The organism is Brachybacterium timonense, from assembly GCF_900258505.1.
GTDB lineage: Bacteria > Actinomycetota > Actinomycetes > Actinomycetales > Dermabacteraceae > Brachybacterium > Brachybacterium timonense.
The window spans coordinates 478,897-502,748 of the sequence record NZ_LT984895.1 but is presented as its reverse complement, the minus strand read 5'-3'; the positions used below and the strand labels follow the sequence as shown (position 1 = coordinate 502,748).

The following is a 23,852-nucleotide window of genomic DNA, read 5'->3' as shown; positions in this document are numbered from 1 at the left end:
CAACCCTGCCCGGATCGTACGACTCTCCGGAGCAACGCGGCAAGTCTCCTCAGCGCCACTGCCAGCGCACACCAAGGGTTCCCGGACCGAAACCCGTCGCGGCGGCTTGAACGCGGTGACGCCCGTCGAGCTGCGCCGGTGATTCCACCTCGTCACCGTCCGAGTCCCGTCGGAACGTGTGCAGGCCGCACGGTGTGCGTGGCCCGGTGAAGGCCACCTCGACAACGACCTCGCTCGCCCGACGGGGAATCGAGTGGTGGGCGCTGGTCAGGCATTCAGCGTCCATCGGGACCCAGTAGCCGTAGCTCATCAGGAGCAGGCTTCCGCGCTGCACCGGTGCCAGACTCTCCACTGCCATGCCGAACACGCTGCGCTCCTCATCGACGTAGCGCTTCCCGACCCGGCACCCCATGTGGCTCTCCATCACGGGGGGATGTGCGGGCCGCTCCGCCTCGAACTCGACGATGATCGGGACCCTGGCGATCCCGTCGGCGGTGGCGCGAATCACCGAGTGATACGTGAAGGTCTGATGCATCCGTGAGCTGTCGACCTCAAGGAGCTCATGCGCCATGCGTGAGTGCGGGATCGAGTTCGGCTCATCGAAGCCGAGCGCCGCGAGGGCATCGACGAATTGTTCAGGCACCTCGATATCGGCGCCGGCGTGCACATCCTTGACCGTCCTACCCCGTGCTCGGGGCGCTGCGAGCCGGCTCACGAGTTCTCCCGGCTGCATGACAAGGATTGTTTCGAGCGCGGTCAGGGCTCCGATCGAGCGCGACGGATCGGGCTGGCTGCGGCCCGACTGCCAGTGCGAGAGCGTCGCTTTCGAGACGCCGCGCCCCTGTGCACGGAGCTGCTCGGCGAGCTCGGCGAGAGTGACCCCGCGCGTGCGGATCGCAGAGCGCAAGAAGGTGGCGAAATCCGTGGTCGAGCCCGGAGGCGCGTGCATCGCTGTGGTGCTCGGCGCGGCCGTGCGGCCAACGGGCCGTTCAGCGACCTGGGCGTCAGGACGGTGGTCCTCGGACGGGGTGGTGGTGTGGATCGTCATCTTCTCCGACGTGACGGCACGGGGTGCGCGGGGGTTCAACGGCGCAGCGTGCGCGAGGGTTCATGGGTCGTCGACGCCGAGAGTCAGGCGAGCATGAGCTCGGCCTATCGCGACTGCGGCACGGAGATTCGGATTGTAAAGCTACACATCCGAAATCTGTGAACGGCTCTTCCTAGCCTCGAATCTGGCCCCGGTGATCGTGTAGGCGCTCGGGGCACTCCAGAGCACGAAGGAGGACCGCTATGCCCGCTGAGCTGAACCAGGGGCCAGCTGCGACACTGCCACAACCTGACGCATCCAACGACTCCCCGGCACGGCGACCACGGCGTTCGACGCCGCACGCAGCCACCGTGCTCCGCGGAAGGAACCGAGCCTCCGCCGGAGCGGGACGCACAGGGTGGGGAGCCGCAGCAGGAGGAGACCTCCCGGCATCCGACGGCGGGCCCACAGCAGCGATCGTCGTCGGTCCCGACGACCCAGCCCGCGCCGTCATCGTCTCTTTGCTGACGCAGCGGAAGTACACCGTGCTCGTCATGGATTGCGGTGAGCCCGGTGATGTCGACGTCCTCCCTCTGCTTCGGGTCGCGGTCGACGTGCGCGCTCGGCTCGTCGTACCGACAGGGATCGCCGAGCACTACGCCGTCACCACAGGCCGCGCACTCTTCGATGAGGCGGGCATCGCCACGCTGGGAGGAAATATCGGTGCGACGAGTCTTGCGGGAGACCGCCTGTACACCCATGCGCATCTGCGAGCTCGCGGCGTTCCCGTTCCCCATCTGATCCTGGATGTTCCGGACGCTCCCGATGACCCCCGCTGGTCGCACCTGCTCGCCGCAGCAGGCGGTGCTCTGGTTGCCGTACCCCGCGATGCGGCTGAGGCTGTGGACTCTCGCGTGCTGACCACGCCGCAGGAGACTCGCGATGCCATCCATGACAAGCAGCTCCTGCTCGAACCGGATCAGGGCGACTGCTATTGCGTGCCGCTGTTCCGGGCACGGGACGGCAAGGGTGGCCAGCATGCGGCCGTCGTCACGGTTCCCCGACGCCTTGACACCGCGGGTGGGCCGACGGACGGGCGTTCACAACGGATCTCGTTCCCCGACGCCGAACGGACAGCGATCGCTGCAGCCCGAGCAATGGGGATGACGGGACCGTGCACCGTGTGGCTGCAGAACCGTCTGCAGGATGGCCTCGTGGTCGTCGACATCGCGCCGGGGTTCACAGCGGACGTTGCTCTCGCCCCCGGGGTGTTCGACAAGGCACTCGCGTCCTCGCTCACACAGACTGGTTGAGCGGCTCAGCGTCGCCGACGCTCGCGGAAGAATGCGCGCAACAGGTCACCGCATTCCTGGCCCCGCACCCCGGTGGTGAGCTCGACGCGGTGATTCAGCCGCGGCTCGCGCACCAGGTCATACAGAGATCCGGCGGCACCAGCTTTGGGATCCATCGCGCCGACGACGACGCGCTGCAGACGGGACAGAACGATCGCACCGGCGCACATCGTGCACGGCTCGAGCGTGACGGCGAGCGTGCAGCCGGTGAGGTTCCAGCGACCGGTGACGCGAGCGGCCGCGCGCAGGGCGAGGATCTCCGCATGCGCGGTGGGGTCCTCGTCGGCTTCCCGACGGTTGCCGGCCTCAGACAGAAGCTCCCCGTCGAGCCCGAGCACGACCGCGCCGATCGGCACGTCAGCGGGGTTCCGGTTGGCGGCGGCGCGCGCCTGCTCGAGGGCAAGGCCCATCATCGTCTCGTCGTCCACGCTTCCAGTGTCGCAGCAGCCTCCCAGGCACTGATCGTGGTCACTGTTTCCCGGGACGAGGGCCTTGTACTCAGGTAGATTCGACTCATGCGCGTTCTCGACATCCACCACCCGCTCGTCGACCACAAACTCACGGTCCTGCGGGACAGGCACACCCCGTCGGCCGTGTTCCGTCGCCTCGCCGATGAGCTCGTGACCCTGCTGGCCTACGAGGCCACCCGCCACGTCGAAGTTGCCGACGTCGAGATCGAGACCCCGGTGACCTCCACCGTCGGCCGGAAACTCACGAAGCCGCGCCCGATGGTCGTGCCGATCCTGCGTGCGGGCCTGGGCATGCTCGACGGGATGACCCGCCTCCTGCCCACCGCCGAAGTCGGGTTCCTCGGCATGGTCCGCAACGATGAGACCCTTGAGGTCACCACGTACGCGAACCGTCTGCCGGATGACCTCACGGACCGCCAGTGCTTCGTGCTCGACCCGATGCTGGCCACTGGCCACACCCTGATCGCTTCGGTGCGCTACCTGCATGAACGCGGCGCCAAGGACATCACCTGTGTGACCCTGCTGGCCGCTCCGGAGGGCTTGAAGACGCTCGAGGAGGCGATCGACCCGTCGGTGGACCTCACCGTGGTGACCGCTGCGATCGATGAGGGCCTGAACGAGAAGAGCTACATCGTGCCGGGTCTTGGCGACGCCGGCGACCGTCTCTTCGGCGTCGTCGACTGACCGGCCGACGGTGGGTCGCGGGGCCCGTCGGCTCAACTGCGTGTCCCGCAATGTGAACACGCTGTTGCATTCCGTCGAGGAGATCGGGCATCCTGCGGGCATGTCCGCTCCGGCGCTCCGTCCCGAGGTCACCACCACGGTGGCCCGGTCGATGATGCGCGCCCGGATGATGATGCAGATGATGATGCGCATGCTGCAGCGTCAGCCGAGCCTCTGAGCGCTCGAACGAACTCCTCCGGGGTCGGCTGACAGGGGCCGGCCAGATGGCGTGGGTCCCAGGTGCCCCGGGAGCACAGCCCTCGACCCACCCAGGTAGTGCGGATCGGTACGGGATCCCGGCCCACCCGTTCGCCGCGCCACCGCGCCGCACCTGGAAGAGCTGCCATGACCATCGCCCTGAACCGCCCTGTCACCCGCACCACGACGACCCACGCCTCAACTGCGCATCGCACCGAGCCCAGCGGCGATACGGTGACCGTGACCCTCACGGTCTCCCTGCCCGCTGGCACCAGCGATGTGGAGTCCGCCCTGATCGCCGACGATCTGCGCACTCATGCGCGGCGTCTCACCGCGTCACGGCAGGCCGCCGTAAGCGTCGGCATTTCCGCGCCGGAGCGGTTCGCGACCCGCGGCTCACTGCGCGCACTGCCGCCGCGCCAGGACCGGACCGTGGCCGCCGTGCCGCAGCGCCCCCGACGCACCGGCGTGGTCTCCCCCACCGCTCCGGCCCGCCGAGACGCCGAGGCCGCCCGTCGGCGCGCCCTTGCCGCCACCGCGGTCAGCCCGTCCTCCCCCTCCGACGCCGTCACCCCGGGCCTCGTGCTCGATCTGTACGGCCGACGCCTGCGCATCGACGGGCAGGACGTGGACCTCACGCACAAGGAGTTCGAGCTGCTCGCACACCTGGCTCGGCGGGCACGGACCACCGTGACCCGCGCCGAGCTCATGGGCACTGTGTGGGCCGGTGGCGGTGAGGAGATCGGCGAACGCACTGTGGATGTGCATGTGCGGCGCGTGCGCTCGAAGCTGGGTCGTTTCCGCAAGCTGGTCTCGACGGTGCGCGGAGAGGGATACCGGCTGGATCCGGGCAGTGACGTGACGCTGCTCGGAGGGCGCTGAACGACACCGCTGAACGGCGACGCGAAACGACGGGTTATAGGCCAGATTGTGTGTATGGATCCGGCTAGTTCTCGGCCTTGACCTGGGGGTTTAGGGGTGTTGACATGCTTTGGAAGCATGTTGGGTGTCGCCTCCTGGTAATCGGCCTCGGTGTCGTGTATGTGATCAGTCCCTGGTCAAGAGCGGGAAGACCTCTGCGGGGCGGACGAGGTGGCGGTGTCGCTCCTGCGGCTCCAGCACCGTCCTGGACCGTCCCGACATCAGCCATCGAGCTGAGCTGGAGTGGTTCCATGCCTGGCTGCTGAAGGGCGAGAGGCCACCGGCCTGGGCCGGCAGCGATCGCACGCTCCGCCGCCGTCTGCGCTGGTGCTGGCGTATCGAGGTCCCGCCGCCACTGCCCACGGGCGAGCTCCACGACGTGGTCATGCTCGATGGCACCTACTTCCAGAACTGGTGCCTGCTGATCGCGACTAACGGTCATTACGTGCTGGACTGGCAGTGGTGCGACCGGGAGAAGAAGATCGCCTGGGCTCAGATCCTGCAGCGCTGGCCCGCACCACGTCTGGTCGTCACAGACGGTGGAACGGGACTGCACGCAGCCGTGCACGAGCACTGGCCCCAAGCACGCGTCCAACGCTGCTACTTCCACATCTTCCAGAACGTCCGCCGCTACACCACGCTTGCCCCACGCCTCGAGGCCGGGAGGCAGATCCTGGCACTGACCAGGGCGCTCATGAAGATTCAGAACATCGATCAGGCCGCTCTCTGGCTCGGTGCCTACGCGTCCTGGGAAGCACGCTGGAACGAGTTCCTCCGCCAACGCACCTACGCACGAACCGGCACAGAACGCCCACGATCAGTGCCATTGGCGAAGCCGTGGTGGTACACGCACCGAGACCTCCGCAGTGTTCGTGGCTTGTTCCGCGGCCTGATCAAGCACGAGAACCTCTTCGCCTGGCTCGAACTCGCCCCCGACATCGACAAGCCGCTGCCCCGGACGACATCACCCCTGGAAGGCGCTCAGAACACGGCCGTCAAGGACCTCCTGCGGCGACACCGCGGAATGCCCGCGGACCACGCCAGACGAGCCGCGGAATGGCTCCTGGACTCCCTCACCGCAACCCCACGAGAGCCCTGGTCACTCGCACGCGAAGAGCACTGGAAACCGCCACCAGCGCGACCGGCGATCACTCCAGGCCCGGAGCCCGGCCCCACCCTCGGCACCAGCTTCTCCTGGGAAGACGGCAACGGAATCCAACACGGCTGGGCCGGCCGAACACACCCCTGACCCCGCCACGACACGCCCCGGCCATACACTCATTTTGGCCAATAACCCGAAACGACACAACGAACGACACAGAGAACGAAAAGGGCGAGCGGTCCGGAGCGCGCACTCGACATCGTCGGGGGCTCACGGACCGCTCGCCAGGCCTGTCGACCGTCAGGGGTGGGTGCGGGCGATCAGGCACGACGGGTGACCATGGTGGGGGGAACCTGGTTCTCACCCGTCTGGCCGTCTCCCTGAGGGGGGTGGCGGGAGACGACGCGACTATGAAGTTCTCAATCACTCGAGGGAACGGTGGGAACTCTACCAGCGGGGTATACCCCTGTCGCCCCATCGAACGGATCACTATGTCACACCGATGACCGAACCATCGCGCCCTCACGGACGTGTCATGCACTGCCAGGTCCGGCCCTCGACGTGCCGAGGTGACGCTCATGATCCTACGCGCTCCAGACGCTTCTGTAAACGCACCGGAACGGATTATTTGCGCAGGTCGTCACCGGTATTTTGAACGCATGAACAGCCCCTGCAGAACGCCACGATTCGGTCCCGGATGCGCATGGATTCAGTAAAACCGCACTGGATTCGGGCGTGCCCATCGATCATTGCCCGTACAGTGCGCTCCGCTGCGCCGAGGCCGGGGCATGCGGGGGCAGGACGATGGAGATGACGCTGGCGTCATCGTGCATCTTGCGGGGTCGCCGCGCCGCCTCCAGCGCTGCCTCCGCCGACCTCAGGTCGTGCAGCAGTCGCCGCGGGTCCGCTGCGAGCGCTGCCTCGAGCTCCGCCGCGTCATGGGTGCCGAGCAGATCGATCGTGCGCGTGATCCCATCGGACATCAGGTGGACGCGATCGATCTGGTCGAGCGGGGCGGTACCGACCAGTGCCTGCTCAGCAGCCTCGACCTCGTGCCGGGCCACCCAGAACCCGCCCGGCGCATTACGCAGGGCTTCCACTGCCTCGGCGGTGGGTTCGGCCGGCTGGATGCGGTCCACGCGATCATCGGTGCAGCGCTCGACGCTGCCGTCACGTCGGCGCAGCAACAGCGAACAATCGCACAGCACGAGATGCTCGAGGTGGTCCGGGCGGATGCGAACGGCCGTGACAGTGGCCGACGGGCTACCTGCCTCCAGGTCACAGGTGCTCGCGTGACGGGAGGCGACCGTGCCGATGGCTGCGGCGAGGGCCTCACGCAGATCGGCAGCGTCCTGGGCGTGCAGGAGCAGGGCAGAGGCCAGGTGATGGGAGTACCAGGCCACGGAGTGTCGGCAGCCCGCACGGAAACGCTCCGGGATTCCGGCACCGTCGACCACCACGGCCACCTCACCGAGCACCCCGGCGGCGTCCTCATTGGGGGCGCTGCCCGAAGGGTCTGTCAGCACGCGCGCGTCCATTCCTCCACTGTAGGACGGCGTTCACATCGCGCATGCTCGCCTTCGGTGTTCGCTCGTGGGCGCCGTAGAGTGGTCCGGCACCCGATCGCGCCTTCCGCGCAGATCGCCCCCGTCCCAAGGAGAACCTCGATGATCGCGCAGGCGCGCATCACCTCCGACACCCGGGCCACCGTCTACCTGGCCGATGACACCGTCGAGCTGGCAGGTGAGGACCTCCCCGATCTGCGCACACAGATCAAGCAGGTCTTCATCGGTGCCGCCCGACGCAGCGGTGACGGCATCGACATCGCGATCGTTGAGCCGGACGCACGACATCATCTGCGCGTCGAGCCGTCGGGCCGGATCGCGAGCCGACCGGCCGACGATCGTCCGCTGTACGGCCCAGAGGACAGCACACCCGCGCCGCTGGCGTCCCCGAGCGATGCATCGTGGGCGCCGTCATCGGGGCTGGCCCCGCGTGAGGGTGCTGGTTCGGTGACCCCGCGCCGCCACCGCGGCGCGCATTCCGCAGCGAGCGCATCCTGGGGACGCACGTCCGGGGTGAGTGCAGCGGTATCGAGCGGCGCAAGCGGTCACAGCGCCTCCAGCGCTGTGAGTGCCGCGAGCGCCAGCAGCGCCCCATCGTCCCGGCCGCCCGAGCACGCGGATGATCCGGAGCTGTCCGATGACGACACGCGCCCCGCGGACGCACCCGGCGACGCCGACACGGCCACCGGGCAGACGCCCGAGACACCGCAGAAGCCCGAGCGGAATCTGCCGACGGCGGACCAGACCGATCCCTCTCGGCCCACACTCCAGGACCTGCAGTCCACAGCGCGCACGCCCAAGAAGGTCCCGGCCACCAAGGGGCTGCCCGGGTTCATCACCCGCGTGACCGGCGGTGTCATCTCGCCACGGCCGAACCGCACAGAGCGGCACGAGCGCGATCGCGCCGAGCGGCTTCGTCGGCCCGTTGACGGTCCCCGGAACATCGCCGTGGTGAACCTCAAGGGCGGCGCTCACAAGACCACCGCCACTCTCATGCTCGCCGCCACGCTGGGCGTGGCCCGTGGCGGCAGCGTGCTGGCCTGGGACAACAACGAGACCCGCGGCACCCTGGGCTGGCGCGGTGTGCCCAGCGACCACCACCGCACGGCACTGGATCTGCTGCACGACCTGGACCAGCTGCGCTCCCCCCAGGCGTCGGTGGCAGACCTGGACCGTTACGTGCGCCACCAGGGCGTGACCCGATTCGACATCCTCGCCTCTGATGAGGACCCGGGCTCGGCCGCCTCGATCGACGGGCGCGCTTTCGAGGAGCTCGACGAGACTCTGTCGCGGTTCTACCGCCTCAAAGTGATCGACACCGGCAACAACGTGCGCGCCTCCAACTGGCTCGCGGCCGTGCGCTCAGCGGATCAGCTCGTAATCATCTCGACGGTGCGTGAGGACACCTTCAATGCCGCCGCCTGGATGATCGACGAGCTGCGCGCCACCGGGCTCGGCTCCCAGGTCGACAATGCGGTCACGATCCTGTCCCACTCGGCGAAGGGGAAGATCGAGGCAACGCTGCGCCGCCGGCTGATGACGCACTTCGGCGCGCACACGCGTGCGATCGCGGAAGTCCCGTATGAGGAAGCCTTCGTGGACGGCTCCCATCTGGAGTGGGATCGGATCACTCCCGCCACGAAGGAGGCGTGGATGGAGGCCACGGCACTGGTCGTCGACGGGCTGTGACCGCTCCACAGCACCGCCTGCACCTGCTGCTCGATCCCGAGCTGGGGCCAGCCCTCTGGGTGCGGGAGCAGACCGCGCCAGGGCGTTCCCGCGCGGCCGAGGAGCTCACGGCGGTGCTGGAATCCTGCCCACCTGCTGTGCGCACAGCACTGGCGCAGCAGGGGCCGCGGCTGCGGCACCGAGTGCGTGTGGCAGGCCGCGCCGGTCGGCCGGATCGGCGCGTCCCGGCGCTCGCGCTCGGGGATGATCTGCTGATCGCTCTGGTGCAGGCGGTGCGCTCGGTTCTCGAGCACCGCTTCGGCGACGAGGTCGGGCAGGTCCTGGCACAGCTGCTGGCCGATGGTCGCGCTGCCCTGCTGAGCGAGCAGGCCGCAGCCATGCCGGATCTGCTGGCCGCCGTCGCCCTCGAGGAACGCGCCCGTCACCTGGTCGATGCCCGGCAGCTGCGCATCGACTCCCGTGACAGCGCGGGCGGTACGACACTGCACTGGGCACCGACCGAACGGGACGGGCCACCGATGCTCACCGCCCTCACCGATGCTCACGCTCGCCGCGCCTTCGCAGCGCATCGTGAAGCAGTACGCGCCGCCGCGGGAACCGCAGCGCACCACACGAACGACCCGCTGGGTGTGCTCGATGCCCTCGCCACGCAGGCGCCGCTCGACGGTGATCTGCCCGCCCAGCGCACCCTGATGCGGGCGCTGGAGACCTGGCTGCGGACCGCCCGCACGGGGGTGCGGCTGACGTCGACAGATGCGCAGCTGGTGGTGCGTCTGCACGAACCACCCCTGGGCACCGCCTGGCCATTGCAGACCTGCCTGCGGGAGGCCGACGGGACTGTGCACCCGGTAGCCGATCTGCGCGCGGTGGGCGATGTCAGTGCCGCGGGCGCAGCGGAGGCGAGCGCCGCCGTGCTGCAGCTCGCCCCGACGGTGCGCGAGGCCGCCGTGGACGATACGGGCGTGGACTGGCTGCTCACCACCACCCAGGCCGGACAGTTCCTGTCACTGGACACACCGGCGCTCGAGGACGCTGGCGTGACGGTGCTGCTGCCGCGCGACTGGACGAAGCAGTCCACCCGTCTGCGCGCCGAACCGCGGGAGGAGACGACCGACGGCGAGCGCCGGCCCGGCGTGGGGCTGGGGGCGATGGCGTCGTTCCGCTGGCGCATGGCCGTGGGTGACCTCGATCTGAGCGACGAGGAGATGCAGGAGATCCGCGACGCGCAGTCCGAGCTGGTGCGGCTGCGTGGACAGTGGGTGCGCCTAGATGCGACGACCCTGCGGGCGGCGGAGCGGTTCCTGGAGTCCTTCGCCGCGCGCGCCCACGTCGGGCAGCACGACGTGACGAGCCCGCGAGCGGATAAGGCCGCCCCGGCCAAACGCCCGCGCACCGACGACGGGCAGCCCGCCGCCGTGCCTCCTGTACCGCCGTTGCCGACAGCCGGGCAGATGCCGTGGACGGACCTGTTCTCTCTGCTGCTCTCCGGTGATGCGGCAGACGTGGACCTCGCTGCCGACGCTGTCGCCGATCAGCGCGGCGGCCTGCTGGATCTGCTCCCCGGCGGCCCGGGCGCCCCCCAGCTGCCCCCGCCGCACACTCTGCACGCCACCCTGCGGCCCTACCAGCAGGCCGGGCTCGAGTGGATGTGGGCACTGCATGAGATGGGCGCCGGCGGCATCCTGGCCGACGATATGGGGCTCGGCAAGACCATGCAGGTGCTTGCGCTGCTGTGCCGGGAAAGGGAAGTGGGCGGCGAGCTCGGCCCCACCCTGCTCGTGTGTCCGATGTCGGTGGTCGGCGCCTGGCAGCGGGAGGCCCGCACATTCGCCCCGCATCTCAGCGTGCACGTGCACCACGGCGGCGATCGGATCCGGGACGAGTCCTTCGCACCCGGTGCCCTGGACACCAACCTCGTGATCACCACGTATTCGCTGCTGGCTCGCGACCAGGGGGTGCTCGGATCCGTGGACTGGCATCGCGTGGTGCTGGACGAAGCACAGCACGTGAAGAACCCCGGCACCCAGGTGGCGCGAGCGGCGCGATCACTGCAGGCACGGCACCGGCTGGCGCTGACCGGAACCCCGGTGGAGAACCGACTCGACGACCTCCACGCGCTGATGGAGACCGTGAACCCCGGCCTGCTGGGCGAGCTCGCGGGGTTCCGTGAGCGGATCGCGCAACCGATCGAGCGCGACGCCGATCCGTCGGCCCTCAGCCGCCTGAAGTTCGTGACCGGGCCGTTCATCCTGCGGCGTCTGAAGACGGACCGCACGATCATTGCGGACCTGCCCGAGAAGATCGAACTGACCCGGGTGGTGAACCTGACCGCTGAGCAAGCGGGGCTGTACCAGGCGCTCGTGGATGAGCTGCTCGTGCAGATCGATGGGGCGGAGCAGGCGCAGCGCCGCAGCCTGGTGGTCAGCACCCTCACGCGGCTGAAACAGGTGTGCAACCACCCTGCGCATTACCTGCAGGACGGGTCCGAACTGCTGCGCGATGGCGAGCACCGTTCCGGCAAGCTCGCGCTGGCCGACGACCTGCTCGCCGCGGCGTTCGCGAACGGCGCGAAGGTGCTGGCCTTCACCCAGTTCACCGCCTTCGGCCACCTGCTGGTGCCGTACTGGCGTGAGCGGTTCGGTGTGGACGTGCCGTTCCTGCACGGCGGGGTGGCCAAGGCGGATCGCGATGCGATGGTGGCGCGTTTCCAAGCGGAGCCCGACACCCCCGAGGTGATGCTGCTGAGCCTTCGCGCCGGCGGCACCGGGCTCACGCTCACGGCGGCGAGCCATGTCCTGCACCTGGACCGCTGGTGGAATCCGGCGGTGGAGAACCAGGCCACGGACCGCGCCTACCGCATCGGGCAGCAGCGCGCCGTGACCGTCCACACGCTGGTGTCGGCCGGCACCGTGGAGGAGCGGATCGACCAGGTGCTCACGGACAAGTCAGCGCTTGCGGATCTCGCGATCGGGCCCGGGGAGGGCTGGATGGCGGATCTGGACGATGCCGCTCTGCACCGTCTGCTGAGCCTGGATGAGGAGGTCTGACGTGGGCATCATGCTGCGGTCACGACGCGGGGCGATCGGGACCAGCTGGCAAGCTGTCGCACTGCGCGAAGCGCTTGAGGGGCTGCTCGGCGTGGGGCGCACCTCCGGCGGGAAGGCCGACGCGCGCGCTGGCCGCGTGCAGTGGCTCGATGTGGCTCCTGGCCGGGCGCGCGGCGACGTGCTCCACGCCGATGGCACACTCGTGCAGGCGAGCCTCGAGGTGCCTGTGCTGCGTGCGGATGATCGCGACGTGATGCTGCAGGTGGCGCGGGCCCATCCGGAGCTTCCCGCGCGTCTTGCGGCCGGGGCGTATCCGGTGGAGATCGAGCAAGAGCTCGCGCGTCACGAGGTGTCGCTGCTGCCCCGCGGCGCAGCCGACCTCTCGCATGACTGCTCGTGCCTGGATTGGCCCGGACCGTGCCGGCACGTGGCTGCGCTCGCCTACGTGCTGGTGGAGGCGGTCGATGAGGCGCCCCTGCATCTGCTGACCCTGCGGGGGCTCGCTCTCGAAGACCTGGTGGCGCCGCGCCCGCCAGCATCACCGGAGGTCGACGGACACCACGCGGACGGCGCCCCGCAGGCGGCACGTGACACGCCACCAGACCCGGACTCGGGCGCGGCGACCAGTGCCGCCGCGAAAAAATTCCCTGCTGCTGAGGTTGCGTCTGGCGCCGAGCTGCGGGCCGCCCGTATGGATCCCACCCGTTTGCGGGCCGACGGCATCGAGGAGGCGATCGGCCCCGACGCGGCATCTGTATTGGTCTCGTTCTTCCACGCCGGACGTGCCGAGGATCTACAGTGACACCCATGACTGACCCGACCGCACTGCGCCCTGACCTGCTTCCCGTCGCCGTTGTCGAGGAGATCGACAGCCTGTTCACCACCGCGGTGACGGAGCACCGCACGGCCGGTGTCACCTGGGGTGTTGTCGGCGGGCACGATCACGGTGACGTGCTGCTGGCCCATGGCGCTGCGGGACACCGCGAACTGCGCAACGGCGAGCCCACCGCGGCCTCCACGCCGATGGATCGCGGCACGATTTCCCGCATCTGCTCGATGACGAAGTCGTTCACCGCCGCCACGATCCTGGCGCTGCGCGATGAAGGCCGTCTGCGCCTGGATGATCCGATCACCGAGCATGTACCCGAAGCGGCGGGGATTCGTCTGCCGTCGGACTCCCCGCAGATCACGCTGCGGCACCTCCTGACCATGTCCGCCGGTTTCGTCACCGACAATCCGTGGGGCGACCGGCAGCAGCCGATCAGCCGTGAGCAGTTCGCCGACATCCTCGCGGGATCCCTCGGCTTCGTGCACCTGCCCGGAACCGGTTTCGAGTACTCCAATACCGGCTACTCCCTGCTGGGGCGCGTGATCGACGAGATCACCGGTGAGGACTTCGGCGCTCACATCACCGCGCGGATCCTCCGCCCGCTGGGCCTGACCTCGACCGGATTCGCTCGCGAGGAGGTCGACGCCTCCCGCACCGCCACCGGTCACCGGCTCGCAGATCGGGCCGACGCCACCCGCTTCGAACCGCTCCCCTTCGACGCACATGGCGTGTACGGCGCGATGGCTGGCCTTTTTAGCAGTGTTGACGACGTAGCCGCCTGGACTCGGTTCCTCGCCGCCGCCGATGCACCGGACGCCGCGGACCACGATCAGTCGGTGCTGTCCACCGCCTCCCGCCGCGAGATGCAGCAGCTGCACCGCATCCAGCACACACCTGCCCTGCCGTCCACGGGCGGGAAGGCCTCCGCGGGCTTCGATCGCATCCGCGGTTACGGGTACGGCCTGGTCATCGAGGAGTTCCCGGATCTGGGCGAGATCGTCTCGCACTCCGGTGGCTTCCCTGGCTACGGCTCATTCATGGCCTGGCACCGCGACACGGGGCTCGGCATCGTGGCGCTCGCGAACTCGAAGTACGCACCGGCGGTACCGCTGTCGATGCAGGCACTGCGTCTGCTGCGCGAGCGCTGCCCGGAGCTGCTCGCTGCGCGCGTGCCCACGCTCATGCCGCGCACCCGCGAGGCAGCTCAGGCGGCGCTGGACTGGCTGCGACACGCGCCTGCGCTCGCCCCGGGCGAGCAGCCGGCCGACTCCGATGCTGCACAGCGTGCGACAGCGATCGCCGATGCGTGGTTCGCCGAGAACATGGATCCCGACGTGCCTCGCGATGAGCGGGCGCGGCGCCGCGACCAGGCGCTCGCGGCCGCGGGTGTCGACGCGGCGGCGCTCACGACGCTGCGGCTGGAGGATGCGCAGGTGCTCTCCCCCGCGCAGCTGCAGTGGCGCGTGCCCGGCACGGTGGACGGCAAGCAACTGCAGATCATGATGCTGATGGACCCGCGCCGCCAGTGCCAGATCCAGCAGCTGGACCTCGCCGCGGTCGACGCCTGAGACGGGTTCCGGGGCCGTGTGATCGGGCCCGAGGACGGCGTCATCGGCCCCGCGGGAAGGTGCCAGCGGGCCCCGCGGCGTCAGTCGAAGGCGGGGCCGTCCTCGCTGAGGCGGCAGGAGAGGTACTCCCCCTCCTCGGTGACGCCGATGATGCCCAGATCGTCCTCACCGCAGCTCTGCCCGGCCTGCACGACGCCGTAGGCCTCCTCGCCTCGGGCATTGTTCTGGCCCGTCGGGAACATCACCAGCAGGATCACGGCGACGATTGCGCCGAGCACCACAGCCGCAGCCACACCCACGCCGATCGCAATGAGCGCTCCGCGGTTGCGCGCGAGGTTCGCCCCAGTCAGCCCGGTGAGGCCGGTCAAGGATGTGGTCGAGGTGCGCGGATCGGTGGGGCCGCTGCGCGCTCCCGTCGGCGTCCCGGGGCGGGGCGGCGCTCCGGAGCCACTGTGCCCGAGGGCGCCCTGGGGTCCTGGTCGGTTCATCGCGCCCGACGGGCCCGGCCCCTGCTGTCCTCGTGATGGGCCGTAGCCGGGGCCGCCGGGGCCCTGCGGTCCGCCTGGCGTCCCCGGTGTCCACCGTGGACCGGTCTGCGGAGACGCGGAGGAGGCGGAGAAGCCCTGCTCAACGCGACCGGACCGGATCGCCTCCATCGATGGCCCGGAGGGACGCGGGGCCGGCCGCTCGGGACGGCGGGCACCGGGCGCGTTCTCGGGCAACGGCGGCAGTGTGTCGACCAGATCCAGCGGTGCACCGTCGGCGTGCGTCAGGGGCAGACCCGGCGGCACCTTCGGCAGGTCCCGCCGCACGGCGTTCGCATCCTGGTACCGCTGATCAGGCTGGGCGGCGAGCATCCGACGGATCACAGCTCCCAGCTTCGGGGAGACCCCGCGCAGATACTGCGTGAGCTCGTCGGGCCGGAACGCACCGTCATGCAGTTTGATCGGGCCGTTCAGCGCCACGAGCGCCACCACACCCGCGGCGTACACGTCGTGCGACGGAGCGGGCTCCGCCATGGAGAACAGCTCGGGCGCCATATAGCCGGGGGTGCCGTTGACCATGCCCACATGCGTGAACCGCACGTCGGACTCATGCACGGCGATACCAAAGTCCGCCAGACGTGAAACGGGCCGGGATCGGCCACGCGGCTCGAACATGATGTTGGCGGGCTTGACGTCACGGTGGATCCAGCCGGCAGCGTGCACATGCGCGAGGCCGTCCAGCAGCTGGTCGAGGATCACGACGGTCGCCGGCTCTGAGAGCTTCCCGCGTTTGCGCACGATCGACTCGAGGGTGCCGCCGGAGACCAGCGGCATGGCGATCACGACGTGTTCGTCCTCTGCGCCCCAGCCGTATGGCGTCAGCAGGTGCGGGTGGTCGAAGCTGACGCCCTTCTCCCGCACGAAGCGCATGAGGTCCGCTGAGTCACGTTGACGCAGCACTTTCGCAGCGCAGACCTCTTCGGTCTTCTGGTCCCAGGCACGCCAGACTGCGCCTGATCCCCCCTTGGCGATCAGGTCGATGAGCGCGAACCGCCCCACGATCACATCGGCCATAGTTTCCTCAGCATAGCGTTCAGGACAGCGGGCCGGAGTATCCTCACAGGGTGACCGCTGTGCGCCCGACGGCGCGCACCGGCACGAGTGCAGGGATACGGGGCACCAAGAGAACAGGCAGGGAGGGGCATGAGCGTGTGGGCAGCCAGCGTCGGCGGCTTCTGGGATCCTGTGCGTTTCTCCTGGCCGCTGATGGGCATCTTGCTCATCGGAACCGTGGTGCTCACCATCGGCTTCGCCGTGTGGATGGTGCTTCAGCCCGAGGAGCCGGAGCATGACACCACCGATCTGGTGAAGAAGGCCGCCGAGCGCGACCGGGCCGCCGCTCGCACCGTCGGCCGGCGTCAGGACGCCGACGCGGGCCGCGCCGACGCGTCGGAGCCCGAGCTGCGATGAGCACACCTCCCCCGCCGCGCTCACCGGCGCGGCGGATGGTCCTCAGCAGCGCCTTCCCGGCCCTGGCTCTTCTGGCTCCGGCCCTCGTCTCCTGTGGGCCGTCGACGAATCCGGATGTTCCGCGCGACCCGCTTGGCTCTCTGCCCGCGGACCTCTACGACGGCCATGATCTGCAGGCGCTGCTGTCGGCGCCCTTGCACGACGAACGCAACCAGACCGTGTGGAACGACGCCGGGGTGACCGACGAGGACGTTGACACCGCCAAGCGGAGTCTCGCCGCGTTCTTCGACGCCAGCTATCTGAAGACCCATGAACACGCCGACCTCTCGGTGGATCAGTGGCGCGAGACCCTGCTCGAGCTGGTGCCCTCCGACTGGAGCTCGGATCTGGACAAGGCGTTCACGGAGGGCATGGCTTATTTCCACACGTCGGCACTGCATTCCGGGCTCGTGCACGTGGGGGCGCCGCTCGTGGCCGCCGACTGGTTCCTGGGGCAGGAAGGCGTAGAGCCGAAGCTGTTCGTGGGCGGCACTGTGGCGTGGACGGTGCTCAATCCGACGAGCAATGCCGTGGCCGCGACCGGGCTGCGGTTCGCCGCCGACATCACTGTCGAGGAATCAGGCGTGCTCGGTGCGGGTCGACTGCGGGTGCTGGCCTTGGGCCTGGACATGTGCGCGACCACGTCCGACGACGGACGCGCCATGCCCGCCCTCGAACAGAGCGAAAGCCATCAGCGCGTGCGGGACCACGTCATGACGACCTATCTGCGTTCCCCTCGCGTGCCCCGTGAGCAGATCCTGGATCCATGGGCGTCATCCTTTGACGCCGACCCGCAGGCTTTCGTCGAGGACTGCTGAGCGCACCGGTGCTCACGGGGTGTTCACCCACACGTGACCCCGTGCTCACCGCCCCCTGGCGAGGCGTCCATCCGCGGCACCTACCGTCATGTCCCGTCACGTCACACCGACGCGACGTGACATGTCCTGCAGCGGAGGGAGGGACGTGAAGGGCGCACGCACCCTGCTGATCGCCGTCGACGGCTTCGGCCCGTCCGACAGCGATGCCCTGCACGCCGCCGCTCAGGCCGACGGGCATCTCGCGACACTGCTTCGAGCCGCGGTGACGCTGCGTATCGAGCCACGCGGACCGTCGCAGACCGCTCCGGCTCTCACTGCCCTCATGACCGGCACGACGGTGGCCCGGCACGGTGTCACCACCGAGCGGCCGTTCGCTCCGGAGTCTCTGTCCACGGGGTCGACGTGGTACGCGAGCTCCCTGCGCGCCCCGACGCTGTTCGACGCCGCCGCCCAGGCCGGCATGGTGACGGCCGCCCTCCAGTGGCCCGCGACCGCCGGGGCCGACATCGACCTGTGCTTGCCCCTCGTGGAGGACCTGCGCAACTACCGGGACCGCTGGGCGATGGCCGAACGCACCAGTTCGGAGCGGATGGTGCGCGAGCATCTGCGGGCCCGCCGCGAAGCAGGTGTGCAGCTGTCCCATGTGCCTCCGGATGCACTGGTCACCGAGATCGTGCGGGAGCTCGATACGGCGTCGGTAGATCTGCTCGCGGTGCGCCTGACCGGGTTGGGAACGGCTCGCCGCACCCACGGCATCGGTTCACTGCAGGCACGCCGTACGTTCGACGAGGTCACCGAGCAGATCCTCGCCGTGCTCGAGGCTTTCGACGCGCGCAGCGGCGACCGGATTCTTCTGGTGCACGACAGGCCGCTCGTGCCGACGACGCTGCTGGTGCACCCGAACACAGCCCTCGCCGCTCACGGGCTGCTGCGCACCGACGGGCCACAGCTGGCGGATTTCCGCGCTGTTGTCTGGCCCGATGGTCCGCACGGCGCCCTCCACGTGCGACGGGATGAGGGATCAGCTCTGCGCGCCGTAGCGATGGATGTGCTGGAAGAGCTCGCACGCGAGACCGATCTGCGGGTGCGGCCCGTGGAGGACGGCGTCGGAGCTACCGACGCCACGGATGTGATCGCTGTGATCGAGGGGCCTGCGGGCATCCTGTTCGGGGAATCGGCGACGCATCGGCCACTGGTGCCGGGCGATGACCCGTACTACGCGGGTCCGCGTGCGGTCACCGATCCGACGGCGGCGATCGACGCACTGGCCAGTGGACCAGGGCTGCCACGGTCATCCGCCACAGGTTCGTGGGCGGACCTCGGCGTGACACTGGCCTCCGCGATGGGGCTGCGCCTGGAGGAGGCGACCGCAACCGGCATGCGGGAGGCCAGGCTCAGGGAGATCGCCTGAGGATACGGGGGCTGTGCGGGATCCGGTCACTGATCGCCCGACGCAGCCGTCGCCACCACGGGGTGCGGCGCCGCTGCTGCGCGTCGAGACGATCACGCAGGTCATCCAGCTCAGCGGAGTGCTGGGCGACGTGATGCTCTCCGCCGTGGAGGGCCTCGGGCCGCTCGTGAAGGTCGTGCGCAGCGAGCTCGAGCCCGAAGGCGAGCAGCACCTGTTCGGAGCCGTCGGCGTCCAGCACGATCTCGAGCGAATCACGGCCCACGAGGCCGTGCGCGTCCAGGGTGGCGCGCACGGCGGCGAGCTCAACATCCAGGCGGGCGGCGGCCGCGGCATCGCCGCGGACTGTCTCGCCCAGTGCCATCACCACGAGGTTTCCTTCGACGTCCACGATGACGTCGATCAGCTCATGGATGGCGTCGAGGCGGCCGTGTTCATGCAGCCGGAGCTGTTGAAGGACCACCCGCACGGTGCCGTTCGGCAGAAAGGGGGCGAGCACGGCGCGGAGCCGGTGCACGGCTGGGTCCTCGCCGTCCCACAGGACATGACGGGCCTCTCCCGCGTGCGCAGCGGCCGTCTGCTCAGTGGTCATCCCGCGATCTTACCGTCCGGAAGCATTGGGGATTCAGGACTGCCGGGATGTTCCGCGCGCTGGTCGATGCCCGGCACGAGCGCCTCTCGCGCAACAGCGTCTGTTTCCCGCAGCATGCGTGAGTTCGTGCAGGCCAGAGGCTGTAACTGAGTTCCCCAGAGGATCGATTCGAGCGGGACGCCGACGGCGAGGAGGCCGCGCTGGGCGCTTCCGTGCGCGTTCACGACCCGGTACGGCGGCGGCCCGACCTCGAGCGCCCCTGAGACGACCGCGCCGTCGCGGCCAACCTGCATACGCGCCCCGATCGGCTGCACGATGCCCGCCGCCGATCACCGCGAAAACCCTGGGTGGATCACTGATGTCATGGATCTGGCGTGGCACCACTGCCTCCTGCTCTCGGCCGAACCCCGCTATGACGTACTTGACATTTCACACACCATCGCTGGCTGGGGCGGGGCTGGCAATCGTCTCACAACAATTCTCACACAGTGGGACCACATCCCAAATACCTGCTTATCCATGCAGGTCAGATCCCATAAGATGACGCTTTGTTGCGCATAACTACATCGATGCGGACAGCGAATACGACCTCTGCGAAGATAGCCACCAGAACACCACTGCTGAACGCAAACCACCAAGGGAACCCCACTGATGAGCTTCCGCGCGACCTTCGACAACCTCACCGCTGAGGACCTCCGGGCCACCGGAGCCATGAAATGGTCGCTGCCCGCCCCCACCATCGGGGCGTTCGTGGCCGAGATGGACTTCGGCACATCCCCCGCGGTCCAGGCGGCCCTGGTCGCGGCGGTCGAGAAGGGGTGCTTCGGGTACACCCCAGACCCGCTGATCCGTGAGGTTCAGGACGCCACTGCCGAACGCCTCCTTCGGGCGCATGAGTGGCGGGTCGAGCCGAGCGATGTTCACCCCGTGCCCGATGTCATCACCGTCTTCGAGCAGGCGATGGCTCAGACCTCCGCCGGGTCACCTGTGGTCATCCCGACCCCGTCGTACATGAACTTCTTCAATGCTGCGGCAACCGCGGGACGACGCGTCGTCGAGGTGCCGATGGTCCTGGACGAGGCCGGGCGCCACACCTGGGATCTCGATGCTCTCGCCGCAGCGATCCGTTCGAGTGGAGCCGAGCTCGTCGTGCTGTGCAATCCGCACAACCCGACGGGCCGCGCGCACACGCGCGCCGAGCTCGAGGCCTTCGCCCAGGTCATGACCGACACCGGCGTTCGAGTGTTCGCCGACGAGATCTGGGCGCCTCTCGTCCACGCCGGGCACCGCCACATTCCCTACGCGAGTGTGTCCGAGCAGGCCGCCGAGCACAGCATCACAGCGATCTCCACCTCCAAGGGGTGGAACATCCCCGGCCTCAAGTGCGCCCAGGCTGTCACGACCAATGACCGCGATCGCGAACAGTGGCGCAACATGACCCCTCCCCTGGCGCACCGCACCTCGACCATCGGTCAGGCCGCGACGATCGCCGCCTATCGCGATCAGTCCGATTGGCTACCCGAGGTGACGGCCTACCTCGAGGAGAACACCGCATTGGTGCACGACCAGGTCGTGGAGACGATCCCGGGAGCGCGCGTCACCCGGCCGGAAGCGACCTACGTGAGCTGGATCGATCTGCGCGAGGCCGATGCTCCCGAAGACCCGGCCACATTCCTTCTGGAGCGGGCGGGAGTCGCGGTCACGGACGGGTCCCAGTGCGGCGCTGTCGGGCAGGGGTGCATCCGCATGACGACCGCGATGCCGCAACCAATCCTGCGCGAGGTCATCGGGCGGGTGACGTCGGCGCTGCGCACACGCTGACCCGCCGACGCTGCCCTGCTCACACTGCAGGCCGGTCGCTGGCCTTCGAACAACGTGAGTATGGGGAGGCATCGGCCCTTGCGATCTGCGCTTCCCTGCTGCTCGCGATCCTGGCCGCGTACTACCTGTGGGGGATGCGCAAGAGCGCACGCGCCCACGAGTGACCAGCGCTGATCGCCCCGGCTCGCCTCAGTGCGCGGCCGGGGCGGCGTGCTGCTGCAGTCCGAGCGCCTCGCGGACAGCGAGAATCTGCTCGCGCTGGGCGGCCTGGGCCGCGGGGCCTCCGTGGAACGGGAAGTCGTGGCCAGCCTCCGGCTCCTCGTGCACGGTGATCGGCACGCCACAAGCCTGCGCCGTGCGGGCGAGACGACGACCATCCTCGACCAGATCATCCTGCGCGCCGTTGGTGAGGTGGATCGGCGCGAGGCCCGTGAGATCCCCGTGCACCGGCGAGATGAGCGGGTCCAGGGGGTCGGATCCGTCGATGTACAGCACTCGGCTGCGGCGCAGCTCATCGCCGAGCCGCTCCTGCGTGGACAGATCCGCCCACGGCGAGGTGAGCAGCAGCAGTTCGGGGCCAGCGATCTCGCGTTCCTGCAGCGTCATCGCAGCGGCGAGAGCCAGGCCCGCACCGGCGCTGTCTCCGGAGAGCACCCACCGTCCGCTGCGCAGGTCAGCCGCGTCCAGCATGGAGGTGAGGGCGGCAATCGTGTCATCGAGTGCGGCAGGGTGGGGGTGGCGCGGCGGCATCCGGTAGTGGATCATCGCGCCTGCCGTGCCGGAGCGTCGGCAGACCTCCTCCAGCCACGCCCAGTGCCGCGGGGTCTCGCCGGTGATATACCCGCCGCCGTGCAGGTGCACGATCGTCCCACGGTGTGCACGGTCGGCGTCGATCCAGGTGACGGGCACGGAGCGGTGCCGGCGTCGCTCGACGCGGTCACGCGCGGCGACGCTGCGTGGGGGTCGCGTGGGCGACTGAGAGGCGAGGACCGACAGGGCGCGCACGATGCTCATGGTCTGCATGATCCCATGTCGCACCCGCGGACGGCGAGGTGCGTTGCATGCGAACACGGGGCGCACTGTGCAGGCCGGGCAGCGTGGTGATCGGCGAGAGCGCAGATGGCGAGGTACGTGCTGTGCGTTGTGACCTGATCGTGATGGACGGCATCGCGCTGGGTGACTGGGCGGATTCAATCGGTGGTTGCAACACCGGTGTTGTCGAGTGAGTGTAGCTGGTCGGCGAAGACCTCAGCGGGAGTTCTCCAGCCGAGGACTTTCCGGGGGCGGTTGTTGAGCGTGTATGCGACGGCGTCGAGCTCNGGGCGGATTCAATCGGTGGTTGCAACACCGGTGTTGTCGAGTGAGTGTAGCTGGTCGGCGAAGACCTCAGCGGGAGTTCTCCAGCCGAGGACTTTCCGGGGGCGGTTGTTGAGCGTGTATGCGACGGCTTCGAGCTCCAGTGCGCTCCAGCGTGTGAGATCTGTGCCTTTCGGGAAGTACTGACGCAGAACCCCGTTCGTGTTCTCGTTCGTCGGGCGCTGCCACGGCGAGTGGGGGTCGGCGAAGTACACCTGAGTGCCCGTCTCGAGCGAGAATTGCGCGTGATCGGAGAGCTCTTTGCCACGGTCCCAGGTCAGCGTCTTGCGTAATTGGGCCGGCAGGTTCGTGATTGACGAGGTCAGCGCCTGGGCCATCGCGCCGGCCCCGTAGCCAGCCAGGGCCGGACCGTTCTTCTCTCGGGGCTGCTGGCCGTAGCCAGGCAGGCGGGGCAGGTGCACCAGTATCGTCGTGCGGCTGCTGCGTTCGACGAGGGTGCCGATCGCAGATCGGTTCGTGCCGATGATCAAGTCGCCTTCCCAATGGCCTGGCACCGCCCGGTCAGCGGCTTCGGCCGGCCGCTGGGAGATGACGACGTCGGCAGTGACGTGCCCCTGGGGCTTATTCCGCGTCCTTGCTCTGGGCTTGCGCAGTGATCGACCGGTCCGCAACGCGGCGACAAGTTCACGCCTGAGCGCTCCGCGCCCTTCGATGTAGAGGGCCTGGTATATCGCTTCGTGACTGATCCGCATGCTCTCATCATCGGGGAACTCGACCTTGACTCGCTGAGCGATCTGCTCCGGGCTCCACGCCAGAGACCACTTCCGGTCGCCCCGGCGCGGCTTGTTCCGGCCCTTCCACTCCGCCACCTTGGGTCCGTCGACACAAGTTCCGTCGGGCAAGCGCAGGCACCCGTCCAGGCGCTGTTGAACGTACTCGCGCAATCTTGGGTTGCTTACGAGCTTCGCGGTCTTCGGGCGACGGGCAAGCAGTTCGGCCTTCCACTGTGCGACCGAAGCCCGATACTCGAGCTTCCCACCCCGAGTCGCCGCATTCCGGCGGAGCTCTCGTGAGATCGTCGAGGCATCCCGGCCGAGCCTGCGTGCGATCTCGCGGACACCAAGACCACCGGAGTGCATCAGCGCGATTTCTTCACGCTCGGCGAATGACAGGTACCGTCCACCTGGCGGGGACAACGTGATCGTCGGCATGCCGCCACCTTGACGGAACCAGCGGGCCCCGACCGCGGGTGACACGCCGATCGCCGCCGCCGCATCCTCGGACGAGGCCCCACTGGCGATCCGCACCCAGAACTCTCGCTCGATGCTCCGCCTGCTCGATGGGGCCCCGGGCGAGATCATCGGATTCCTTCCCGTGAGCTCCTTCAACCATCCCGCTGGACGACCCATGA

At 68.9% G+C, this 23,852-nt stretch carries 21 protein-coding genes; 14 read left to right on the top strand and 7 right to left on the bottom strand.

The window, feature by feature from the left end:
• Positions 1–49 precede the first annotated feature (49 nt).
• Positions 50–1,048, bottom strand: a complete 999-nt coding sequence (locus tag C8271_RS02160; RefSeq protein WP_138774507.1) for a helix-turn-helix domain-containing protein — start codon at positions 1,046–1,048, stop codon at positions 50–52.
• 242 nt (positions 1,049–1,290) lie between these two features.
• Between C8271_RS02160 and C8271_RS02155 the strand changes: the two genes are divergently transcribed.
• Entirely contained in the window at positions 1,291–2,340 is a 1,050-nt protein-coding gene (locus C8271_RS02155; RefSeq protein ID WP_106505925.1) for a hypothetical protein, read from the top strand.
• 5 nt (positions 2,341–2,345) lie between these two features.
• Here C8271_RS02155 and tadA read toward each other — a convergent pair whose 3' ends face one another.
• Positions 2,346–2,807, bottom strand: a complete 462-nt coding sequence (tadA, locus tag C8271_RS02150) for a tRNA adenosine(34) deaminase TadA (RefSeq protein WP_281260354.1) — start codon at positions 2,805–2,807, stop codon at positions 2,346–2,348.
• An 87-nt stretch (positions 2,808–2,894) separates the two neighbouring features.
• Between tadA and upp the strand changes: the two genes are divergently transcribed.
• From upp to C8271_RS02135, 4 genes are all read left to right on the top strand, one after another.
• Complete coding sequence (gene upp / locus C8271_RS02145) at positions 2,895–3,533, top strand: uracil phosphoribosyltransferase (protein WP_106505924.1); 639 nt, start codon at positions 2,895–2,897, stop codon at positions 3,531–3,533.
• Between the two features lie 40 nt (positions 3,534–3,573).
• Positions 3,574–3,750, top strand: coding sequence for a hypothetical protein (locus C8271_RS13815; protein ID WP_170957769.1), 177 nt, complete (start codon positions 3,574–3,576; stop codon positions 3,748–3,750).
• A gap of 167 nt (positions 3,751–3,917) precedes the next feature.
• Positions 3,918–4,652 (top strand): winged helix-turn-helix domain-containing protein, encoded by a 735-nt coding sequence (locus tag C8271_RS02140; RefSeq protein ID WP_106505923.1) that lies wholly within the window; start codon positions 3,918–3,920, stop codon positions 4,650–4,652.
• A gap of 124 nt (positions 4,653–4,776) precedes the next feature.
• On the top strand, positions 4,777–5,940 hold the full coding sequence (locus C8271_RS02135; protein ID WP_106505922.1) for an IS1249 family transposase: 1,164 nt from the start codon (positions 4,777–4,779) through the stop codon (positions 5,938–5,940).
• 599 nt (positions 5,941–6,539) lie between these two features.
• Here the strand turns inward: C8271_RS02135 and C8271_RS02130 are convergent.
• The gene (locus tag C8271_RS02130; RefSeq protein ID WP_106505921.1) at positions 6,540–7,331 is read right to left on the bottom strand and encodes a protein phosphatase 2C domain-containing protein; all 792 of its coding nucleotides are present in this window, start codon (positions 7,329–7,331) and stop codon (positions 6,540–6,542) included.
• Positions 7,332–7,460: 129 nt separating this feature from the next.
• Between C8271_RS02130 and C8271_RS02125 the strand changes: the two genes are divergently transcribed.
• From C8271_RS02125 to C8271_RS02110, 4 genes are read left to right on the top strand one after another with little or no spacing between them, the layout of a single operon-like run.
• Positions 7,461–9,047, top strand: coding sequence for a MinD/ParA family ATP-binding protein (locus C8271_RS02125; RefSeq protein ID WP_106505920.1), 1,587 nt, complete (start codon positions 7,461–7,463; stop codon positions 9,045–9,047).
• Positions 9,008–12,094: a DEAD/DEAH box helicase gene (locus tag C8271_RS02120; RefSeq protein ID WP_245920764.1), complete on the top strand. Its 3,087-nt coding sequence runs from the start codon at positions 9,008–9,010 to the stop codon at positions 12,092–12,094. Before C8271_RS02125 ends, C8271_RS02120 begins: the two co-directional genes overlap by 40 nt.
• Positions 12,095–12,104: 10 nt before the next feature.
• The gene (locus C8271_RS02115; RefSeq protein WP_245921163.1) at positions 12,105–12,896 is read left to right on the top strand and encodes an SWIM zinc finger family protein; all 792 of its coding nucleotides are present in this window, start codon (positions 12,105–12,107) and stop codon (positions 12,894–12,896) included.
• Positions 12,897–12,901: 5 nt separating this feature from the next.
• Positions 12,902–14,491, top strand: a complete 1,590-nt coding sequence (locus C8271_RS02110) for a serine hydrolase domain-containing protein (protein ID WP_106507804.1) — start codon at positions 12,902–12,904, stop codon at positions 14,489–14,491.
• Positions 14,492–14,571: 80 nt separating this feature from the next.
• On the opposite strand, the gene C8271_RS02105 is transcribed toward C8271_RS02110, so the two are convergent.
• Positions 14,572–16,050: a serine/threonine protein kinase gene (locus C8271_RS02105; protein ID WP_106505918.1), complete on the bottom strand. Its 1,479-nt coding sequence runs from the start codon at positions 16,048–16,050 to the stop codon at positions 14,572–14,574.
• A 129-nt stretch (positions 16,051–16,179) separates the two neighbouring features.
• On the opposite strand from C8271_RS02105, the gene C8271_RS02100 reads away from it, so the two are divergent.
• The 3 genes from C8271_RS02100 to C8271_RS02090 all read left to right on the top strand — a co-directional run bounded on the left by C8271_RS02100 (position 16,180) and on the right by C8271_RS02090 (position 18,714).
• On the top strand, positions 16,180–16,446 hold the full coding sequence (locus C8271_RS02100; RefSeq protein ID WP_106505917.1) for a hypothetical protein: 267 nt from the start codon (positions 16,180–16,182) through the stop codon (positions 16,444–16,446).
• Positions 16,443–17,303 (top strand): hypothetical protein, encoded by an 861-nt coding sequence (locus C8271_RS02095; protein WP_138774506.1) that lies wholly within the window; start codon positions 16,443–16,445, stop codon positions 17,301–17,303. Before C8271_RS02100 ends, C8271_RS02095 begins: the two co-directional genes overlap by 4 nt.
• A 145-nt stretch (positions 17,304–17,448) precedes the next feature.
• The gene (locus tag C8271_RS02090; RefSeq protein WP_245920761.1) at positions 17,449–18,714 is read left to right on the top strand and encodes an alkaline phosphatase family protein; all 1,266 of its coding nucleotides are present in this window, start codon (positions 17,449–17,451) and stop codon (positions 18,712–18,714) included.
• On the opposite strand, the gene C8271_RS02085 is transcribed toward C8271_RS02090, so the two are convergent.
• The gene (locus tag C8271_RS02085) at positions 18,698–19,303 is read right to left on the bottom strand and encodes a hypothetical protein (RefSeq protein ID WP_106505914.1); all 606 of its coding nucleotides are present in this window, start codon (positions 19,301–19,303) and stop codon (positions 18,698–18,700) included. The two genes, C8271_RS02090 and C8271_RS02085, sit on opposite strands and share 17 nt — an antisense overlap.
• A gap of 651 nt (positions 19,304–19,954) precedes the next feature.
• Between C8271_RS02085 and C8271_RS02075 the strand changes: the two genes are divergently transcribed.
• Positions 19,955–21,124, top strand: a complete 1,170-nt coding sequence (locus C8271_RS02075) for a MalY/PatB family protein (RefSeq protein ID WP_106505912.1) — start codon at positions 19,955–19,957, stop codon at positions 21,122–21,124.
• Between the two features lie 189 nt (positions 21,125–21,313).
• Here C8271_RS02075 and C8271_RS02070 read toward each other — a convergent pair whose 3' ends face one another.
• Positions 21,314–22,138, bottom strand: coding sequence for an alpha/beta hydrolase (locus tag C8271_RS02070; RefSeq protein WP_106505911.1), 825 nt, complete (start codon positions 22,136–22,138; stop codon positions 21,314–21,316).
• A 47-nt stretch (positions 22,139–22,185) separates the two neighbouring features.
• Here C8271_RS02070 and C8271_RS13810 point away from each other — a divergent pair, with 47 nt between their 5' ends.
• The gene (locus C8271_RS13810) at positions 22,186–22,350 is read left to right on the top strand and encodes a hypothetical protein (protein WP_170957768.1); all 165 of its coding nucleotides are present in this window, start codon (positions 22,186–22,188) and stop codon (positions 22,348–22,350) included.
• Between the two features lie 102 nt (positions 22,351–22,452).
• Here the strand turns inward: C8271_RS13810 and C8271_RS02060 are convergent, their stop codons facing one another.
• Complete coding sequence (locus C8271_RS02060; RefSeq protein ID WP_425428177.1) at positions 22,453–23,850, bottom strand: IS30 family transposase; 1,398 nt, start codon at positions 23,848–23,850, stop codon at positions 22,453–22,455.
• Positions 23,851–23,852: the final 2 nt, after the last annotated feature.

What these genes read in the sequence shown, in the direction of transcription:
- C8271_RS02105 (WP_106505918.1), bottom strand. Translation starts at nt 16,050, where the DNA reads ATGGCCGATGTGATCGTGGGGCGGTTCGCGCTCATCGACCTGATCGCC.
- C8271_RS02095 (WP_138774506.1), top strand. Translation starts at nt 16,443, where the DNA reads ATGAGCACACCTCCCCCGCCGCGCTCACCGGCGCGGCGGATGGTCCTC.
- C8271_RS02085 (WP_106505914.1), bottom strand. Translation starts at nt 19,303, where the DNA reads ATGACCACTGAGCAGACGGCCGCTGCGCACGCGGGAGAGGCCCGTCAT.
- C8271_RS02160 (WP_138774507.1), bottom strand. Translation starts at nt 1,048, where the DNA reads ATGACGATCCACACCACCACCCCGTCCGAGGACCACCGTCCTGACGCC.
- C8271_RS02110 (WP_106507804.1), top strand. Translation starts at nt 12,902, where the DNA reads ATGACTGACCCGACCGCACTGCGCCCTGACCTGCTTCCCGTCGCCGTT.
- C8271_RS02130 (WP_106505921.1), bottom strand. Translation starts at nt 7,331, where the DNA reads ATGGACGCGCGCGTGCTGACAGACCCTTCGGGCAGCGCCCCCAATGAG.
- C8271_RS02115 (WP_245921163.1), top strand. Translation starts at nt 12,105, where the DNA reads ATGCTGCGGTCACGACGCGGGGCGATCGGGACCAGCTGGCAAGCTGTC.
- C8271_RS02155 (WP_106505925.1), top strand. Translation starts at nt 1,291, where the DNA reads ATGCCCGCTGAGCTGAACCAGGGGCCAGCTGCGACACTGCCACAACCT.
- C8271_RS13810 (WP_170957768.1), top strand. Translation starts at nt 22,186, where the DNA reads ATGCGAACACGGGGCGCACTGTGCAGGCCGGGCAGCGTGGTGATCGGC.
- C8271_RS02100 (WP_106505917.1), top strand. Translation starts at nt 16,180, where the DNA reads ATGAGCGTGTGGGCAGCCAGCGTCGGCGGCTTCTGGGATCCTGTGCGT.
- C8271_RS02060 (WP_425428177.1), bottom strand. Translation starts at nt 23,850, where the DNA reads ATGGGTCGTCCAGCGGGATGGTTGAAGGAGCTCACGGGAAGGAATCCG.
- C8271_RS02140 (WP_106505923.1), top strand. Translation starts at nt 3,918, where the DNA reads ATGACCATCGCCCTGAACCGCCCTGTCACCCGCACCACGACGACCCAC.
- C8271_RS02075 (WP_106505912.1), top strand. Translation starts at nt 19,955, where the DNA reads ATGAGCTTCCGCGCGACCTTCGACAACCTCACCGCTGAGGACCTCCGG.
- upp (WP_106505924.1), top strand. Translation starts at nt 2,895, where the DNA reads ATGCGCGTTCTCGACATCCACCACCCGCTCGTCGACCACAAACTCACG.
- C8271_RS02125 (WP_106505920.1), top strand. Translation starts at nt 7,461, where the DNA reads ATGATCGCGCAGGCGCGCATCACCTCCGACACCCGGGCCACCGTCTAC.
- C8271_RS02070 (WP_106505911.1), bottom strand. Translation starts at nt 22,138, where the DNA reads ATGAGCATCGTGCGCGCCCTGTCGGTCCTCGCCTCTCAGTCGCCCACG.